Source organism: Sphingomonas desiccabilis, assembly GCF_004135605.1.
GTDB lineage: Bacteria > Pseudomonadota > Alphaproteobacteria > Sphingomonadales > Sphingomonadaceae > Sphingomonas > Sphingomonas desiccabilis.
Genome location: NZ_SDPT01000001.1, coordinates 569832 through 584685 on the forward strand (window position 1 = coordinate 569832; position 14854 = coordinate 584685).

The window sequence follows — 14854 nt, forward strand, 5'->3', positions numbered from 1 at the left end:
CGGCAGTCGCCGACGCACAAAAAAGGGGTCGCTGCCGATGGGCAGCGACCCCTTTTGCTTGGCGCAATGTGCTTAGCGCGTTTCCGGCATCTGCACGCGCGGACCCAGGTTCTCGATCACCGCACGCGCGTCAAAGGCGCGGACGTTGTTCGCCGGCTTGGGCCCGCGACCGACGATGATCTCCGCCATCGCCTCGTACTTGTCGACGGTGCGGATGTCGTTGTTGAAGAACGGATCGCCGTAGGGGCCCCAGCCGCGCCAGCCGTAGCGCGGACCATGGAAGCGCCAGTAGGGGCTCCACGCGCCGAAGCCACCATAGCCGCCCCAATAGGGATCCGGCGTCGAATAGGTGCGGGTGCGGCGTTCGGTATCGCGATCGACCAGGATGAAGTGGTCGAAGCCGCGCTCGACCGTCAGCTGCGCGGCCCGGAACAGCAGGTAGCGCTCGACCGTCTCACGCGAGGTAAGGGTGTTACCCGCGAAGCTGACCTGGAAGCGATTGGGTTCGATCTGCTCGTCGGAGTAGCCGGTGCGGGCAAAGCCGCTTCCGGTGGCCGGCCGGTACGGAGTAGGCGTGGCGCAGGCGGCGAGCACCAGTGCGCCGACGATCGCAGTGCCGAACCCGGCGAGACGCTTGCGATCGAATCTGGATGACAGCATCGAGTTTCTCCACTGCCGCGTTTTTTCGCCGACGAAGGGGTGGCGGCACAACCTGAGGAACGATCGTCGGAGCGTTTGGGTTCTTTGACCCGCTACGATGAGTTGTGCAACTTCGTAGCTTAGCCGTTGCTGAACGTACGCTGGCCTGATCCGGAAAAAGCGCGGGACCACAGGGGCTTAGTGCTCTGCTTCCGGCATCGGGCTCCCGCCGGATATGGCGTCTCACGCGGGCTTTTCCAGAGCGGGCATCGCAGCTTTCGCGAGAGGGGCCTCGCAGGAGAGGGAAGCGCGCGTATCCAGGCCTCGGTTCGGAAGAACCCATGAGGCGATCCGGCGATGTCTGGAAGAGAGTGGCTCCCCGGGCCTGATTCGAACAGGCGACCGATCGATTAACAGTCGATTGCTCTACCGCTGAGCTACCGGGGAACGCTTCGGAGGCGCGCCTATAGCAGCGGGTTTTCGGATCTGGCAAGCGCCCTGCGCGGCTTTTTTCCGATTTTCGCCCAAGTGCCTGAACGGGCGTGGGAATATGCGAGAATGCGCCGCGCCTCAGGCGATGAACTGCTCCATCGTGATTCGATCGTCGAGCGCATGCTCGGGGTCGAACATCAGCGTCAGGTCGCGCATGCGGTCGATCTCCACCTGGACGCGCGCGACATCCCGCACCTCGCGCTGATCGGCGACCGCGCTCACGGGCCGCTTCTCCGCCTCCAGGACGCGGAGCGAGATGCGCGCACGGTCGGGCAGGATCGCGCCGCGCCAGCGACGCGGCCGGAACGGGCTGATCGGCGTCAGCGCCAGCATCGCGGAGCCCAGTGGCAGGATCGGGCCGTTCGCGGACAGGTTGTAGGCGGTCGAGCCCGCGGGGGTCGCCGCCAGGATGCCGTCACAGACCAGTTCGGGCATCACCACCCGGTCGTTCACGCTGACTTCGATCTTGGCGGCCTGGCGCGTCTCGCGCAGCAGCGACACCTCGTTGATGGCGGGGAGGCGGCGCACCTCGCCCGAGATCGTCTCCGTCAGCATTTCGAGCGGCGACACCTTGAACGGCTTTGCGCGCGCCAGCCGCTCGTCGAGGCCGCCGAGGCGCCACTCGTTCATCAGGAAGCCGACGGTGCCGAGATTCATGCCGAAGACGGGCACATTGGGCCGACGCTCCAGCAGCTGGTGCAGCACCTGGAGGAGGAAGCCGTCGCCGCCGAGGGCGACCACCAGCTCGGCCTCGTGCAGCGAGACCCACTCATAGTGTTCGCGCAGTTCCCGCTCCGCCTCCTGCGCGGCCGGGGTGGGGGAGGCGAGCAGCGCGCGGCGCAGCGTCGCGCTCATCCGCCGGTGACGCTCATGTGACGGGCGACGGCCGGTGCCGCGCCGGGCGCGATCCGGAAGTCGTGTGCGGCGGGCTTGCGCGCCATGGCAGCCTCGATCGCGGCGTCGACGGCGGGCGGACCGCCGTCGCGCAACGCCGCGCGGAGATCCACATGCGCATCCTGCCCCAGGCAGAGGTAGAGCAATCCTTCGGTCGTCAGTCGCACGCGATTGCACCCATCACAGAAATTGGCGGTCAGCGGGGAGATGAGGCCCAGCCGCGTGCTGGTGCCCGTGAGCTGCCAGTAGCGGGCGGGGCCGGCGGTGCGGAAGCTATCCCGCACGAGAGAGAACCGCGACGAAAGCGCCTCGAACACCCCAGGTAGCGGCAGGAACCGGTCGGTACGATCCTCGTCGATGACGCCGAGCGGCATGGTTTCGATAAGGGAGAGGTCGAAGCCCTGCTCCCCGCACCAGGCGAGCATCGGGGCGATCTCGTGTTCGTTGAGGCCCTTGAGCGCCACCATGTTGATCTTGATGGCGATGCCGGCCGCGCGCGCCGCCTCGATCCCGTCCAGCACCCGCGCCAGGTCGCCGGTCCGGGTGATGTGCCGGAAGGTGTCGGGATCGCGGCTGTCGAGGCTGACGTTGATGCGCCGGATCCCCGCTGCCGCCAATGCCCCGGCATGCCGCGCGAGCCGAGTGGCGTTGGTCGTCATGGTGAGCTCGTCCAGCCCATTGCCCAGCCGGCTTCCCAGCCGCTCCGCCAAAGCCACCGTGTCGCCGCGCATCAGGGGCTCGCCGCCCGAAAGGCGGATCTTGTGCACGCCGCGCGCGATGAAGCACTCCGCAAGGCTGGCGATCTCGTCGGCGCTCATCAGGCGTTCGCGCGGCAGGAACTGCATCGTCTCCGCCATGCAATAGCGGCAGCGCAGGTCGCATCGATCCGTCACGGAGATGCGCAGGTAGCGAATGGTGCGGCCATGCGCATCGATCAGGGCGGAGGCGCTTGCCATCCCCAAGAGCTAGGGCTTCCCCTCAGAGGAGACAAGGCCGCGGCGGATTGGCGAACCCGTGCCGGGCGGCTAGGGTCCGCCCATGGGGCAGATGGGCGCAGTGGGCACGAGCCAGGGCATCGCGAACCCGATGCTGTTCCTTCTCTCCTTTCGGCAGCGCGACGAATTGTCGAACCTGTACGCCAGGGCCGGGTGGCAGGTGATCGCCGCCCGGCGGAGGGATGGTGCTGCACAGCGGTTTCGAACCAGCGGCGCCCATGTCGCGGTGGTCGACGCGCGCGGGGCGCTGGAGGACGGGCTTTCCGCGCTGGCGGACCTCGCCACGCCGGTCGCCGATGCGCCGGGGGCGCTGTTGGCCCTGCTTTCGAAAGGGGATGCGGCACGCCTGGACGACGTGCTCGCCGCAGGCGCCACCCACTTCCTGGTGAGCCCCGTGACCGAAATCGAGCTGGCGCAGGCGGTGCGTTTCGCCTTTCGCCACGTCGAGCGCCTGGGCGGCGGCTGGCGGGACCTGGATGGCGGCGGTGGGGCGCTTGCCTGGTCCTATGACCGCGGGGGCGATCGCCACCGCCTTTCGCCTGCCTTGGCCTCGATGCTCCATCTCGATCTTGCGCCGACGACCCGCGCCCTGCTGGCCGCACTGCCGAGGTCGGCGCGCGCGAGCGTGCGCGATGCCCGCCGCAGCCTGGACCGCGGGCGTCCGGCGGTCGCGTTTGCGCAGACCGTCCCGGGGCGAGGCCGGATGGTGGTGCATCTGCAGCGCGATCTGCAGGGAGGCGGCATGCGCGCGCTGGTGGAGCCCCTCGTCGCGGACGGCGGCGCCCCGGCGCCGGCCGGGCCGGAGGTGTGCGACCTCGCCGGTGCGACCGCCTGGATCGACGGGCGTATCGGCGCGGGGCACCCCGTATCCCTGTCGCTGGTGGCGCTGGGCGGCGTGGAAGCGATCAACCGCGACCTTGGGCGTGAGGCAGGCGACTGGCTGCTGCGCGCGGCCTTGCGCCGGATCGAGACGGCGGTCGGGGAACCGCTCGGCCGGCGAGCGGTGATCGCGCGCGCGGAAGGCGCCGAGTTCCTGATCGGGGCGTTCGGCGCCGGCGAAGCGCAGCTGCAGCGGGCCGATACCGCCGTCCGGCATGCGCTGGCACGCCCGTTCGTCGCGGGCGAGCAGGTTGCGCGGCTCTCCACGCGGATTGGCCACGTGACGAGCGTGCCCGGCGAGACCGCGGCCCAACTGCTCCAGAGGGCGCGGTTCGCGGTCGACGCCGCGGAGGGCGATCGGCGGCGGCGCGAGGAGCTCGACGGCCTCGCGCTCGATATCCCGCAGGCGATCGAGCGGGACGAGGTGGAGATCCTGTTCCAGCCGCAGGTGGCGATCGGTGGCGGCCGCATCGTGGGCGTGGAGGCGCTCGCGCGCTGGCGGCATCCCACGCGGGGCGAGATCGGCGCGGAGGCGCTGTTCGGGGCAGCGGAGCGCGCCGGCCGCATCGTCGCGCTTTCGGAGCATGTCCAGCGTTGCGCCCTGCGCCGTGCCGCATCCTGGCCGGACAGCCTCGCGCGTCTGCGCCTGTCGATCAACGTGACGGCGGAGGATGTGGCGCATCCCGGCTTTGCCGACCGGCTGCTCGAGCGCGTCGACGCGAGCGGCTTTCCGCGCAGGCGGCTGACGGTGGAGATCACGGAAAGCGGGCTGATCGAGGATCTGGGGGAGGCGTCCGGCCTGCTCGCCGAACTGCGTACCGGCGGATGCCGCGTGGCGATCGACGATTTCGGGACGGGCTATTCGAGCCTTGCGTATCTGAAGGCGCTGCCGCTCGACTATCTCAAGATCGACAAGAGCCTGACCCAGGACATCACCGGATCGCCGCGCGACCGGGTGGTGGTGCGCGGGGTGATCGACATGGCGCGGTCGCTCGGTCTCGCGGTCGTCGCCGAAGGGGTCGAGACGGAGGAGCAGCTCGACCTGCTTGCCAAGGAAGGCTGCCAGTTCTTCCAGGGCTATCTCTGTGCCGAGCCGCTCGCCCTGCCGGCGCTGGAGGCGCTGGTCGGCGCCTCCTCAGTCGCTACTTCGCCGCCTGCTGCGCCTGATACCGCTCCACGGCTTCCGACCGGCGCAGGATCCGCGCCATCGGATCGAGGACCACATGGGTCCCGGTAGGGACGGTCAGGCTCCCCTGATTGCCGGTCATGGCAAGGGTCTCCAGACGTTCGCCCACCTGCACCTCGACCGGCATGGGGAAGGGGCGGTCGTTCGGCGTCTTCCAGCGCAGGTGCAACTGGTCCCCGTCGCGCGTCTCGACCAGCTCGGGCAGTGCCGCCTCGTGCAGATAGATGCCGAAGAACCAGTCGAGGTCGCGTCCGGCCGCCTGTGCCGCCAGCCTTTCGAACTCGGTGGTGGTGGCGAAGCGTGGCTCGAAGTTGCCCGGGCGCGGGTCCGGCCGTCCATAGACCAGCCGGCGGGTGGCGTCGAAAAAGGCGGCATCGCCGATCAGGTTGCGCAAGGTGTGGAGCACCCACGCGCCCTTGAAGTAGATGTCGCCGCCCGGGCCGCCCTTGCCGTCCTCATAGACTTCCTCGCTGGTGCGCGAAGTCCCGGAAACCAGCGGCGCCTTGTTGAAGATGCGCAGGCGCTGCTGCGCCATCATCGCGGCATAGCGGGCCTCGCCCTCGCGCCAGCGGCCGTAGAGCGGCTGCATGTACTGGCCGAAGCCCTCGTGCAGCCAGAAGTCGTCCCAGTCGGCCGCGGTCATCTGGTTGCCGAACCATTCGTGGCTCAGTTCGTGCTGGAACAGCCAGTCGAAGCCCTCGGGCGCCTGGGCATAATTGTTGCCATAGGCGTTGATGGTCTGGTGCTCCATGCCCATGTGCGGCGTCTCGACCACGCCCAGCTTCTCGGCGCCGAACGGGAAGGGGCCGATCAGCGTTTCGAAGAAATCGAGGGTGGGCGCGAACTCGGCGAACAGCCGCTTCGCCTGCGGCTCCTTTCCGGGCAGGTACCAGTAGTGCAGCGGCACGCTGTTGCCGAAGCGGCTGCGGTAGCTTCCGGATAGCTCGGCATAGGGGCCGACGTTCAGCGCGACGTCATAGGGGTTGATCGCCCTTGCCCGCCAGTTCCAGGTCGTCCGCCCGTCCGACAGCGTGTCGACGCCGAGCAGCACGCCGTTCGAGGGCGCCTTCAGCCCCTTGGGCACGGTGATGTGGAGCGTGACGACGGCGGGCTCGCCCTGGGGGAAGTCGAGGCACGGCCAGAACAGGTCGCAGCCATAGCCCTGTGCCGTGGTGGCCGCCCAGTGGGAGCCGTCCGGCGCCTGCGACCAGACGAAGCCATCGTCCCAGGGTGCGCGAACCGCAACGTGCGGCGTGCCCGCATAGGTGATGCGCAGGGGCAGGCTTGCACCGGCGGCAACGGGGCTGTCCGGCGTCACGGTCAGCACGCCGTCGACATGGCTCCAGGCCGCGCGCGGCAGCGTCTCGCCGGCGAGCGCCACCTTGGAAACGGGTAGGTTGGTATCGAGGTCGATCCGCAGCTGCTGGACCGGAGCCAGGGTGCGCAACTCCAGCGTCGCGACACCGGACAGCTGCTGACGGGTGGGGATCACTTCGATGGCCAGATCAGCCGAATGCAGCCGCAGGGCGGCGCGCCCGGCGGTCAGGGCGCCACCCGACCGCTGGGTCTGCGCACTGATGGGCGGCATGCCTTTTTCGATTGGCTGGGCGGACGCGGAGAGCGGGAGCAGAAGCGGGAGCAGCCGCGCGGCGATCTTGAACATCGATCCTTCATGGCCGACGTGGCTGCGCCTCACAAGCCAGCGGAACGCGCGCTCGCGGTCGAGCGGCGATTGATGCCGCCGCGCCACATCCCCATATACAAGCCAATGGCGCCGGCGTGCGGCGCCGCCGGAGTTTGCATGAACAAGTCCTATCCCGTCCTGCCGCTGCGCGACATCGTCGTCTTCCCGCACATGATCGTTCCGCTGTTCGTCGGCCGCGACAAGTCGGTCGCGGCACTGGAGGCGGCGATGGCGGCCGACAAGGAGATCTTCCTGGTCGCCCAGCTCGATCCTGCGGAGGACGATCCCAGCCGCGACGACCTCTATGACATGGGCGTTACCGCCGAGGTTCTGCAGCTGCTCAAGCTGCCGGATGGCACCGTGCGCGTGCTGGTGTCCGGCAAGGAACGCGCGGCGCTGGAAACGCTCGACGAGAGCGGCAGCTTCCTGACTGCCAATGTCGTCCCCGTGGAGGGTGCCGTCGCCGAGGGGACCGAAGTCCAGGCGCTGATGCGCTCGGTCGTCGACCAGTTCGAGAACTATGCCAAGCTCAACCGCAAGCTGCCGGCGGAAACAGCGGGCCAGCTCGGCGAGCTGGAGGACGCGTCGCGCCTCGCCGATGCGGTCGCCGGCAACATCGCCGTGAAGGTCGCCGACAAGCAGTCGCTCCTGGTCGAGGGCGATCCGGTCAAGCGGCTGGAGATGGTGTTCGCCTTCATGGAAGGCGAGCTGGGCGTGCTCCAGGTCGAGAAGAAGATCCGCAGCCGCGTGAAGCGGCAGATGGAGAAGACCCAGCGCGAGTATTACCTCAACGAGCAGTTGAAGGCGATCCAGCGCGAGCTCGGCAACGAGGGCGAGGAAGGCGAGGGCGACGAGGTCGCCGAGCTAACCCAGAAGATCGCGACGCTCAAGCTGTCGAAGGAAGCGCGCACCAAGGCGACCGCCGAGCTCAAGAAGCTCAAGACGATGGCGCCGATGTCGGCCGAGGCGACGGTCGTGCGCAACTATCTCGACGTGCTGTTGGGCCTGCCGTGGGGCAAGCGTTCCAAGCTCAAGAAGGACCTGCCGACCGCACAGGCCGTGCTCGACCAGGACCATTATGCGCTGGAGAAGGTGAAAGACCGGATCGTCGAGTATCTCGCGGTCCAGGCGCGCACCAACAAGCTCAAGGGGCCGATCCTGTGCCTCGTCGGCCCGCCGGGTGTGGGCAAGACCTCGCTCGGCAAGAGCATCGCCAAGGCGACGGGGCGCGAGTTCATCCGTCAGTCGCTGGGCGGCGTGCGCGATGAGGCCGAGATCCGCGGCCACCGGCGCACCTATATCGGCTCGCTGCCGGGCAAGATCGTCACCAACCTGCGCAAGGCGGGGGCGAGCAACCCGCTGTTCCTGCTCGACGAGATCGACAAGCTCGGCCAGGATTTCCGCGGCGATCCCGCCTCGGCGCTGCTGGAAGTGCTCGATCCGGAGCAGAACGCCAAGTTCAACGACCATTATCTGGAGATCGACGTCGATCTTTCGGACGTGATGTTCGTGTGCACGGCCAACACGCTCAACCTGCCGCAGCCGCTGCTCGACCGCATGGAGATCATCCGGCTGGAGGGCTATACCGAGGACGAGAAGGTCGAGATCGCCGAGCGCCACCTGATCGCCAAGCAGGTCGACGCGCACGGGCTTAAGGAAGGCGAGTTCGCGCTCACCAACGAGGGCCTGCGCGACCTGATCCGCTACTATACCCGCGAGGCGGGAGTCCGCACGCTGGAGCGCGAGGTTGCGAAGCTCGCGCGCAAGGCGCTGCGCCGCATCTTGGAAGGCAAGGCCGAGAGCGTGACCGTCACGCCCGAGAACCTCCACGAATTCGCGGGCGTTCGGAAGTATCGCTTTGGTATTGGCGAGGAGGAGCACCAGATCGGTGCCGTCACCGGCCTCGCCTGGACCGAGGTCGGCGGCGAGCTGCTTACGATCGAATCCGTGACCGTTCCCGGCAAGGGCGCGATCAAGACGACCGGCAAGCTGGGCGACGTGATGAAGGAATCGGTCGAGGCGGCGATGAGCTTCGTCAAGGCCCGCGCCCCGACCTATGGCATCAAGCCCAGCCTGTTCCACCGCAAGGACGTCCATGTCCACCTGCCCGAGGGCGCGGTGCCCAAGGACGGCCCGTCGGCGGGTATCGGCTTGGTCACCTCGATCGTCTCGACGCTGACCGGGGTTCCGGTGCGGCGCGAGGTGGCGATGACCGGCGAGGTGACACTGCGCGGCCGCGTGCTGCCGATCGGTGGGCTCAAGGAAAAGCTGCTCGCGGCGATGCGCGGCGGCATCACCACCGTTCTGATCCCGCAGGAGAACGAGAAGGACCTGGCCGACATCCCCGCGAACATCCGCGAGGGGCTGGAGATCGTGCCCGTCAGCCACGTCGACGAGGTGCTGCGCCTGGCGCTCACCGGTCCGCTGGAGGCGATCGACTGGACCGATGCCGACGAACTGGCGGTGCAGCCGCCGGCCGCGGTTCCGGGCATCGGCGAGGTACGCCACCACTGATCGCCGAGCTGCGGCCGTGAGCCGTGCGGGGGGCGGCGCAACCGCCCCCCGCACGGTCGCGCCGGTGCGGCTGGCTGGCGCATCTCTGGGACAGGGTGCGGGCGAATTGCTTTGACAGGGCCGAGGAGAGGCGCATTAACTGCCTCGGCTGCCGGGGGGGCGGATCGGCCGATCGCGTGCCCTGCTCCCCAACGACAAAAAGGGGTTAGAACGAATGAACAAGCAGGAGCTGATTGGTCAGGTCGCCGATCTTTCGGGGCTGGGCCGCGGTGATGCGACGAAGGCGGTCGAGGCGGTGTTCGAGTCGATCTCGGCCGCGCTGAAGAAGGGCGACGAGGTGCGTCTGGTGGGTTTCGGCACCTTCTCGGTCAGCAAGCGCAAGGCATCGACCGGCCGCAACCCGCGCACCGGCGAGCCGATGACGATCAAGGCGTCCTCGCAGCCCAAGTTCAAGGCGGGCAAGGGCCTGAAGGATTCGGTCAACTGATCGATCCTGCGGGTTTTTGGGTGAAGGGGCTGGACAGCCCGGTTTCCACCGCCTAAAGGCCCGCTTCCCGGTTTCGCCGCAAGGCGCACGGGCGCGTAGCTCAGTGGTAGAGCACTGTGTTCACACCGCAGGGGTCGCTGGTTCAATCCCAGCCGCGCCCACCATATCGAACCCTCGCCGTCCGGCCGCTTCAGCATCTTGCTGAAGAGACCGGGCGGCTTTGCGGTTTATGGGGCCGAGGCCCTTCTATCGCGGGGTGAGCTCGACCAGCGCGCCGTCATCGCCATCGCGCAGAACCCAGAGCAATCCGCCGGGCCCTTCCTCCACCTCGCGGGTGCGGGTGCCCAGGCCGATCCGGGCCACTTCGCGCGCCCGGTCGCCGGTGACGCGGACGCGCACCAGGCCCTGCTGCACCAGACCGGCGAGGAGGAAGTCGCCCGTCCAGCCGGTGAAGGCCGAGCCACGATATTGGATCATCCCGCCCGGTGCGATCACCGGCGACCAGCTGACCAGCGGGGCCATGTAGGCGCTGTTCGTCGCGTGCCTGGGGATCGAGGTCCCGTCGTAATTGTCCCCTTCGGACACCCGCGGCCAGCCATAGTTGCTGCCCGCGACGATCAGGTTGAACTCGTCCCCGCCGGCAGGGCCCATCTCGGATTCGAACAGTCGTCCGTCCGCTGCGAAGACGAGCCCATAGGGATTACGGTGGCCCAGGCTCCAGATCTCGGGCCGGGCGCCGGCTGTGGATGCGAAGGGATTTCCGGCGGCCGGGGCACCGTCAAGGGTGATCCGGACGATCTTGCCAAGGGTCCCCGCCATGTTCTGTGCGGGCGCCCCCTGCTGGCGCTCGCCGGTGCTGACGAACAGGTATCGGCCATCCGGCGCGAAGGCGAGCCGCCCGCCGAGCTGCCCGCCCGTCGTCGTCGGGGTGGCGCGCCAGACTACCACGAGATCATCGAGGCGCGCCGTGCCCGTGAGAGTGAGTGTCGCACGCGCCACCGCGAGCCGTTCGCCGCCTGAAGCGGGCTCCGCATAGGTGATCCAGATGCGGTTGTTCGAAGCGAATCCGGGGTCGAGCGCGACGTCCTGCAAGCCCAGCTGACCGGCATATCGCACGGAGGGCACGTTCCCGACCACGGTCTTGGCACCGGACCGGGTGACGAGTTGCAGGCGACCGGGCTTCTCCGTCACGAGCATGCGACCGTCCGGAAGGAACACCATCGCCCACGGGTTGTCGAAGGTGGCCACCACCCGTTGATCCACCGCCGCCACCGGTTCAGGCGACGGGGAGGGGGTGGGCGTGGGAGTCGGCGACGGTGTCGGCGTCGTGGTCGGCGGCGGCGAACTGCTCTCGCCGCCGTCATCGCCACCGCACGCTGCCAGGCTCACCGCCAAGAAGGCCGACAGAAACGAACTTGCCCGCATCCTGTGCTGCTCCATCCGTGCCCGCCCACCCGAGTGGATTAGCGCACCTCTCGCGTCCGGATGCAACGGGAACTCTCCGGTATCTTGTTGTCGCCGAACAATTTCATGTTCTCCGGCCTCTTCGCCCGGTGACGCCCCCGGCTATTCTTCCCCGCAAGGGCGATCGGGATCGGGGTTCCGGAGATGGGCGGCGTTTTGCTTTCCCCGGATCCCGGGGCGATCCCCGACGGGCGGCAGACCCGCACGAGTCTGCGCGAGCAGGCGATGCCAGCCGCGGCCGGGCGACGCGACCTCGGTCCGGCTCGTCGTTTTGCAATGAACCAAAGCCGGGGGCGGGGGTTAGCCACGAAGACGCGTTGCGGACCTCGATCCGGGCCCTCACGCGCCTTGGCACTTCCCGCTAGATAAGGGAGCTTTATCGTTGAACACCACCCTCTTGAAGATCGCCGTGGGCATGGCCTGCGCATTGCCGCTGGGCGCCTGCATGGGCGACGATTATGGCCGCCCCGGCTACAATAGCCAGAACGGCTATGGGCAGCCCGGCTACCGACGCGGGGATGATCGCCGCCGCGAGGGCGAGCGCAGGCGGCGCCTGTCCGAAAACGACCGGATCTATCGGGGCCAGGACGGCCGCTACTACTGCAAGCGCGACGACGGCACCGAGGGAACCATCATCGGCGGCCTTGCGGGCGGCGTGCTGGGCAACATCATCGCGCCCGGTGGCTCCAAGACGCTCGGCACGATCCTGGGTGCCGGCGCCGGTGCGCTGGGTGGCCGCGCGATCGACCGCAACAGCGTCGAATGTAACTAGGCCCGGAGGTCCGGCGCGCGATCAAGTTGCACGCCGGACCTCACGCCATCAGAAGCGCGTGCGCACGCCTACCGCATAGACGCTGTCGTCGGTACGCGTGTCGCGCCACAGGTAATCCTGGTCGATGTAGCTGCGATAGCGCGAGCGCAGGATGTTGCTGCCCTCGACGGTCAGCGTCACATGCTCGTTGACGTCATAGCCCAGGCTGAAGTCGAGGCGGCCGTTGGGGCGCACGTAATTCAGCCAGGTGTCCGTACCCACCGGCCGCACATCGCCGGCACCCGTGCGATCCTCGTCGAAATACTTCGAGCGGTAGGTGTAGACCAGGCGAGCCGAGATGCCGCTGCGGTCATAGAGAAGCCCGGCATTGAAGTTGTACTTCGATACGCCCTGCAGGCTGTAGCCGGCCAGCGCGTCCTCGCCCCCGATCTTGGAGTCGGCGAGGGTGAAGTTGCCGAAGACGCCGAAACCCGCGAGGTCGCCGGGCAGGAACGAGAAGAAGGTCTGAGCGCTGACCTCGATGCCCTTCAGCTTGGCGCTGCCGACGTTGCGCGGGCGCGAGATGTTGTAGACGATCCCGTCGATTTCCTCCGCCGTCACGCCATTGACGACGCGATCGCTGATGTCGCGGTAGTAGCCGGCGATCGCGAAATAGCCGTCGTTCCAGTAATATTCGAGCGTGGCGTCGAAGCTGTCCGACTTCTGCGGGCGCAGGTCGGGATTGCCTCCGGAGCCACTGTTGCGGATGTTGGGGTTGGTCGAGACGATGTAGTTCAGCCCCGGGTTGAGCGAGCCAAAACCGGGTCGGGCAAGCGTGCGCGCATAGGTCGCGCGGAGCTGGAGGCCGCCGCCGAGCTGGAGTCGTGCGCTGGCATTCGGCAGCCAGTCGGTGTCGCTGTTGGAGCTCGTGGTCGTCACCGGCGAGCCGCTGACCACGCCGGTGCCGGTGATATCCCGGTCGGTGCGCGTGTATCGGACGCCGAGCTTGCCGTCGAGGACCACCGGCCCGCTGCCGAACGGCACCTCGTAGCCGGCCTGAACATAGCCGGCGTAGCTCTTTTCCCCGACGTTGAATTCACGGGTCGGGTCGAAGGCCGGCTGACCATCCGGCGCGCCGAAGAAGTTCCGGATCGTGGCCTGACCGGAATTCGACAGCAGATAGTCGCGGGAAGGGAGCAGAAAGGGTGCTCCGTTGTTGATCTGCGGAATGCCCGGACCGCGCTCCAACGGCAGGTCGATCGCAGCGATCGGGGTTGCAAACGAGCCTCCCGGAGGTGCGACGCCAAGCTGCACCTGCTGGAAGCGGGCGCTACGATCAGCATAACGCGCGCCGACCTCGATCGTCTTCAGGATCGTGTCGACCTCGTACGTCGCGTCGCCCTTGACGGCGAGAAGTCCACCGCTGGAGCGCAGATAGTCCTGGAAGAGCGCGTTGATGAAGGTGAAGCCTGTCGGATCCGCCATCGGGTTGCCGGGCGCGGTGATCGTCGCGGTCTGGTCGTCGTTGACGAGCGCAAGCGTCGCCTCCGGCACACGCTTGCCGATGTCGACGATGAAGTTCTCGTTGTTGACGATCGAACGCTCGTAGCTGACGTCGACGTTCGCCTTCAGCCGGTCGCGATCGAAGCGGAAGCCGCCTGCCGCAAGCCAGGTGTCGGTGCGGTTGTTGTGCGCCTGGGTAGAGGTGAACGCCTCCAGGTTGTTGAACGTCGCGGAGGTGAAGCCGCAGAGCTGCTGCTGCGTGATCTCGGTCGGGCTGGTGGTGGCGTTCGGGTTGAAGCCGTCCGGGCCGACGTTTGCCGTGAAGCAATTGTCGCTGCGCACGATGTCGGAGACGCTCTGCGCCGTGCCGAGCCGGTATTCGTAGAAGCCGGTCGAGAACTTGCTGCGGTACGCCGAATAGAGGCCGTCGATGTAGATCTCGAGGCTAGGCGTCGCCTGCCACTGGATCGAGCCATTGGCCTGCGGGCGCTGGTAGCGGCCATATTCGTTGAGGCCGCCGGTCGAAATCGGCAGCAGGATGCCGGCGCTGCTGCCGCTGCCGGCACGGCGCTCCGCCACGTAGTTGTACGGCCGGTTGAACGGCATGTCGTACCAGGAAACGTTGAGCAGCGCGCCGATCTCGCCGACGCCGGTGTCCCAGCGATCGGTGGCGAGGAAGCTCAACTGCGGGCCCAGCTTCTCGGCGTTGGACGGATAATTGAGCTTGCCGCTGATCGCGATCGTCGGGTCGGTGTAGTTGAACGGCTTGTTGAGGCGCAGGTCGATGGTGCCGGCGACGCCGCCTTCGATCAGGTTGGCGGTGTTCGACTTGTAGACGTCCAGTCGCGCGATCGCCTCGGCGGGCAGATCCTGGAAGGCGAAGGTGCGGCCCTCCGCCGTGAAGATCTCGCGCCCGTCGAGCGTCGTCAGAATGTCGCCGAGGCCGCGCACCAGCGGGTTCTGGATCTCGTTGTTGCCCCCGACGGTCACCTGCACGCCCGGAACGCGCTGGAGCGCGGCGGCGGTGGTGGGGTCGGGGAACTTGCCAATGTCCTGCGCGACGATCGAGTCCACGACCTGGGCAGCGTTCCGCTTGATCTCGGCAGCGCGGGCGAGGCTGGCGCGGATACCGGTGACGACGATCTCGGAGCCGCTGTCGGCAGCGCCTGCGTCGGCGACCGCATTGGGCGCTTCGGCGGGCGAGCCCGCGGTCGTCTGCGCAGTGCCTGCGGCGGCGTTATCCTGCGCGTTGGGTGGGGTGGTCCCTTCCTGTGCTGCCTGGGCATGGGCCTGTCCGGCAATGGCAAGGGCGATCACGGACGCGGAAAACGCGGAAATCCTGCGCATGCATACTCTCCTGAACTCC

The 14854-nt window shown here is 67.8% G+C and carries 10 protein-coding genes and 2 tRNA genes; 5 read left to right on the forward strand and 7 right to left on the reverse strand.

Annotation, left to right across the window (positions count from 1 at the left end; translation table 11 throughout):
• Nucleotides 1–72: 72 nt before the first annotated feature.
• The 4 genes from EO081_RS02670 to moaA form a co-directional block, all read right to left on the reverse strand.
• Nucleotides 73–660 carry a CC0125/CC1285 family lipoprotein gene (locus tag EO081_RS02670; RefSeq protein WP_240697513.1) on the reverse strand — a complete coding sequence of 196 codons (588 nt, stop codon included), beginning with the start codon at nucleotides 658–660 and terminating at the stop codon, nucleotides 73–75.
• A gap of 351 nt (nucleotides 661–1011) precedes the next feature.
• Nucleotides 1012–1086 (reverse strand) — tRNA-Asn (locus EO081_RS02675).
• Between the two features lie 123 nt (nucleotides 1087–1209).
• Nucleotides 1210–1986, reverse strand: a complete 777-nt coding sequence (locus EO081_RS02680) for an NAD kinase (RefSeq protein WP_129340390.1) — start codon at nucleotides 1984–1986, stop codon at nucleotides 1210–1212.
• Nucleotides 1983–2981, reverse strand: a complete 999-nt coding sequence (gene moaA / locus EO081_RS02685) for a GTP 3',8-cyclase MoaA (RefSeq protein ID WP_129340391.1) — start codon at nucleotides 2979–2981, stop codon at nucleotides 1983–1985. The genes EO081_RS02680 and moaA overlap by 4 nt, the downstream gene beginning before the upstream one ends.
• 82 nt (nucleotides 2982–3063) lie before the next feature.
• Between moaA and EO081_RS02690 the strand changes: the two genes are divergently transcribed.
• On the forward strand, nucleotides 3064–5136 hold the full coding sequence (locus tag EO081_RS02690; protein WP_129340392.1) for a putative bifunctional diguanylate cyclase/phosphodiesterase: 2073 nt from the start codon (nucleotides 3064–3066) through the stop codon (nucleotides 5134–5136).
• Here the strand turns inward: EO081_RS02690 and EO081_RS02695 are convergent.
• Nucleotides 5042–6673 carry a M1 family metallopeptidase gene (locus tag EO081_RS02695; protein ID WP_240697514.1) on the reverse strand — a complete coding sequence of 544 codons (1632 nt, stop codon included), beginning with the start codon at nucleotides 6671–6673 and terminating at the stop codon, nucleotides 5042–5044. The genes EO081_RS02690 and EO081_RS02695 overlap by 95 nt on opposite strands.
• Before the next feature lie 213 nt (nucleotides 6674–6886).
• Here EO081_RS02695 and lon point away from each other — a divergent pair, with 213 nt between their 5' ends.
• From lon to EO081_RS02710, 3 genes are all read left to right on the forward strand, one after another.
• The gene (gene lon, locus EO081_RS02700; protein ID WP_129340394.1) at nucleotides 6887–9283 is read left to right on the forward strand and encodes an endopeptidase La; all 2397 of its coding nucleotides are present in this window, start codon (nucleotides 6887–6889) and stop codon (nucleotides 9281–9283) included.
• Between the two features lie 214 nt (nucleotides 9284–9497).
• Nucleotides 9498–9770: an HU family DNA-binding protein gene (locus EO081_RS02705; protein ID WP_125962450.1), complete on the forward strand. Its 273-nt coding sequence runs from the start codon at nucleotides 9498–9500 to the stop codon at nucleotides 9768–9770.
• Nucleotides 9771–9859: 89 nt separating this feature from the next.
• Nucleotides 9860–9934 (forward strand) — tRNA-Val (locus tag EO081_RS02710).
• Between the two features lie 82 nt (nucleotides 9935–10016).
• Here the strand turns inward: EO081_RS02710 and EO081_RS02715 are convergent.
• Nucleotides 10017–11018, reverse strand: a complete 1002-nt coding sequence (locus EO081_RS02715) for a PQQ-dependent sugar dehydrogenase (RefSeq protein ID WP_240697515.1) — start codon at nucleotides 11016–11018, stop codon at nucleotides 10017–10019.
• Between the two features lie 598 nt (nucleotides 11019–11616).
• Here EO081_RS02715 and EO081_RS02720 point away from each other — a divergent pair.
• Nucleotides 11617–12006, forward strand: a complete 390-nt coding sequence (locus EO081_RS02720; RefSeq protein ID WP_375781639.1) for a glycine zipper 2TM domain-containing protein — start codon at nucleotides 11617–11619, stop codon at nucleotides 12004–12006.
• A 48-nt stretch (nucleotides 12007–12054) separates the two neighbouring features.
• Here EO081_RS02720 and EO081_RS02725 read toward each other — a convergent pair whose 3' ends face one another.
• Complete coding sequence (locus tag EO081_RS02725) at nucleotides 12055–14835, reverse strand: TonB-dependent receptor (protein WP_129340396.1); 2781 nt, start codon at nucleotides 14833–14835, stop codon at nucleotides 12055–12057.
• Between the last annotated feature and the right edge of the window lie 19 nt (nucleotides 14836–14854).

Coding starts and splice junctions, on each gene's coding strand:
- EO081_RS02670 (WP_240697513.1), bottom strand. CDS start 660: ATGCTGTCATCCAGATTCGATCGCAAGCGTCTCGCCGGGTTCGGCACT.
- EO081_RS02680 (WP_129340390.1), bottom strand. CDS start 1,986: ATGAGCGCGACGCTGCGCCGCGCGCTGCTCGCCTCCCCCACCCCGGCC.
- moaA (WP_129340391.1), bottom strand. CDS start 2,981: ATGGCAAGCGCCTCCGCCCTGATCGATGCGCATGGCCGCACCATTCGC.
- EO081_RS02690 (WP_129340392.1), top strand. CDS start 3,064: ATGGGGCAGATGGGCGCAGTGGGCACGAGCCAGGGCATCGCGAACCCG.
- EO081_RS02695 (WP_240697514.1), bottom strand. CDS start 6,673: ATGCCGCCCATCAGTGCGCAGACCCAGCGGTCGGGTGGCGCCCTGACC.
- lon (WP_129340394.1), top strand. CDS start 6,887: ATGAACAAGTCCTATCCCGTCCTGCCGCTGCGCGACATCGTCGTCTTC.
- EO081_RS02705 (WP_125962450.1), top strand. CDS start 9,498: ATGAACAAGCAGGAGCTGATTGGTCAGGTCGCCGATCTTTCGGGGCTG.
- EO081_RS02725 (WP_129340396.1), bottom strand. CDS start 14,835: ATGCGCAGGATTTCCGCGTTTTCCGCGTCCGTGATCGCCCTTGCCATT.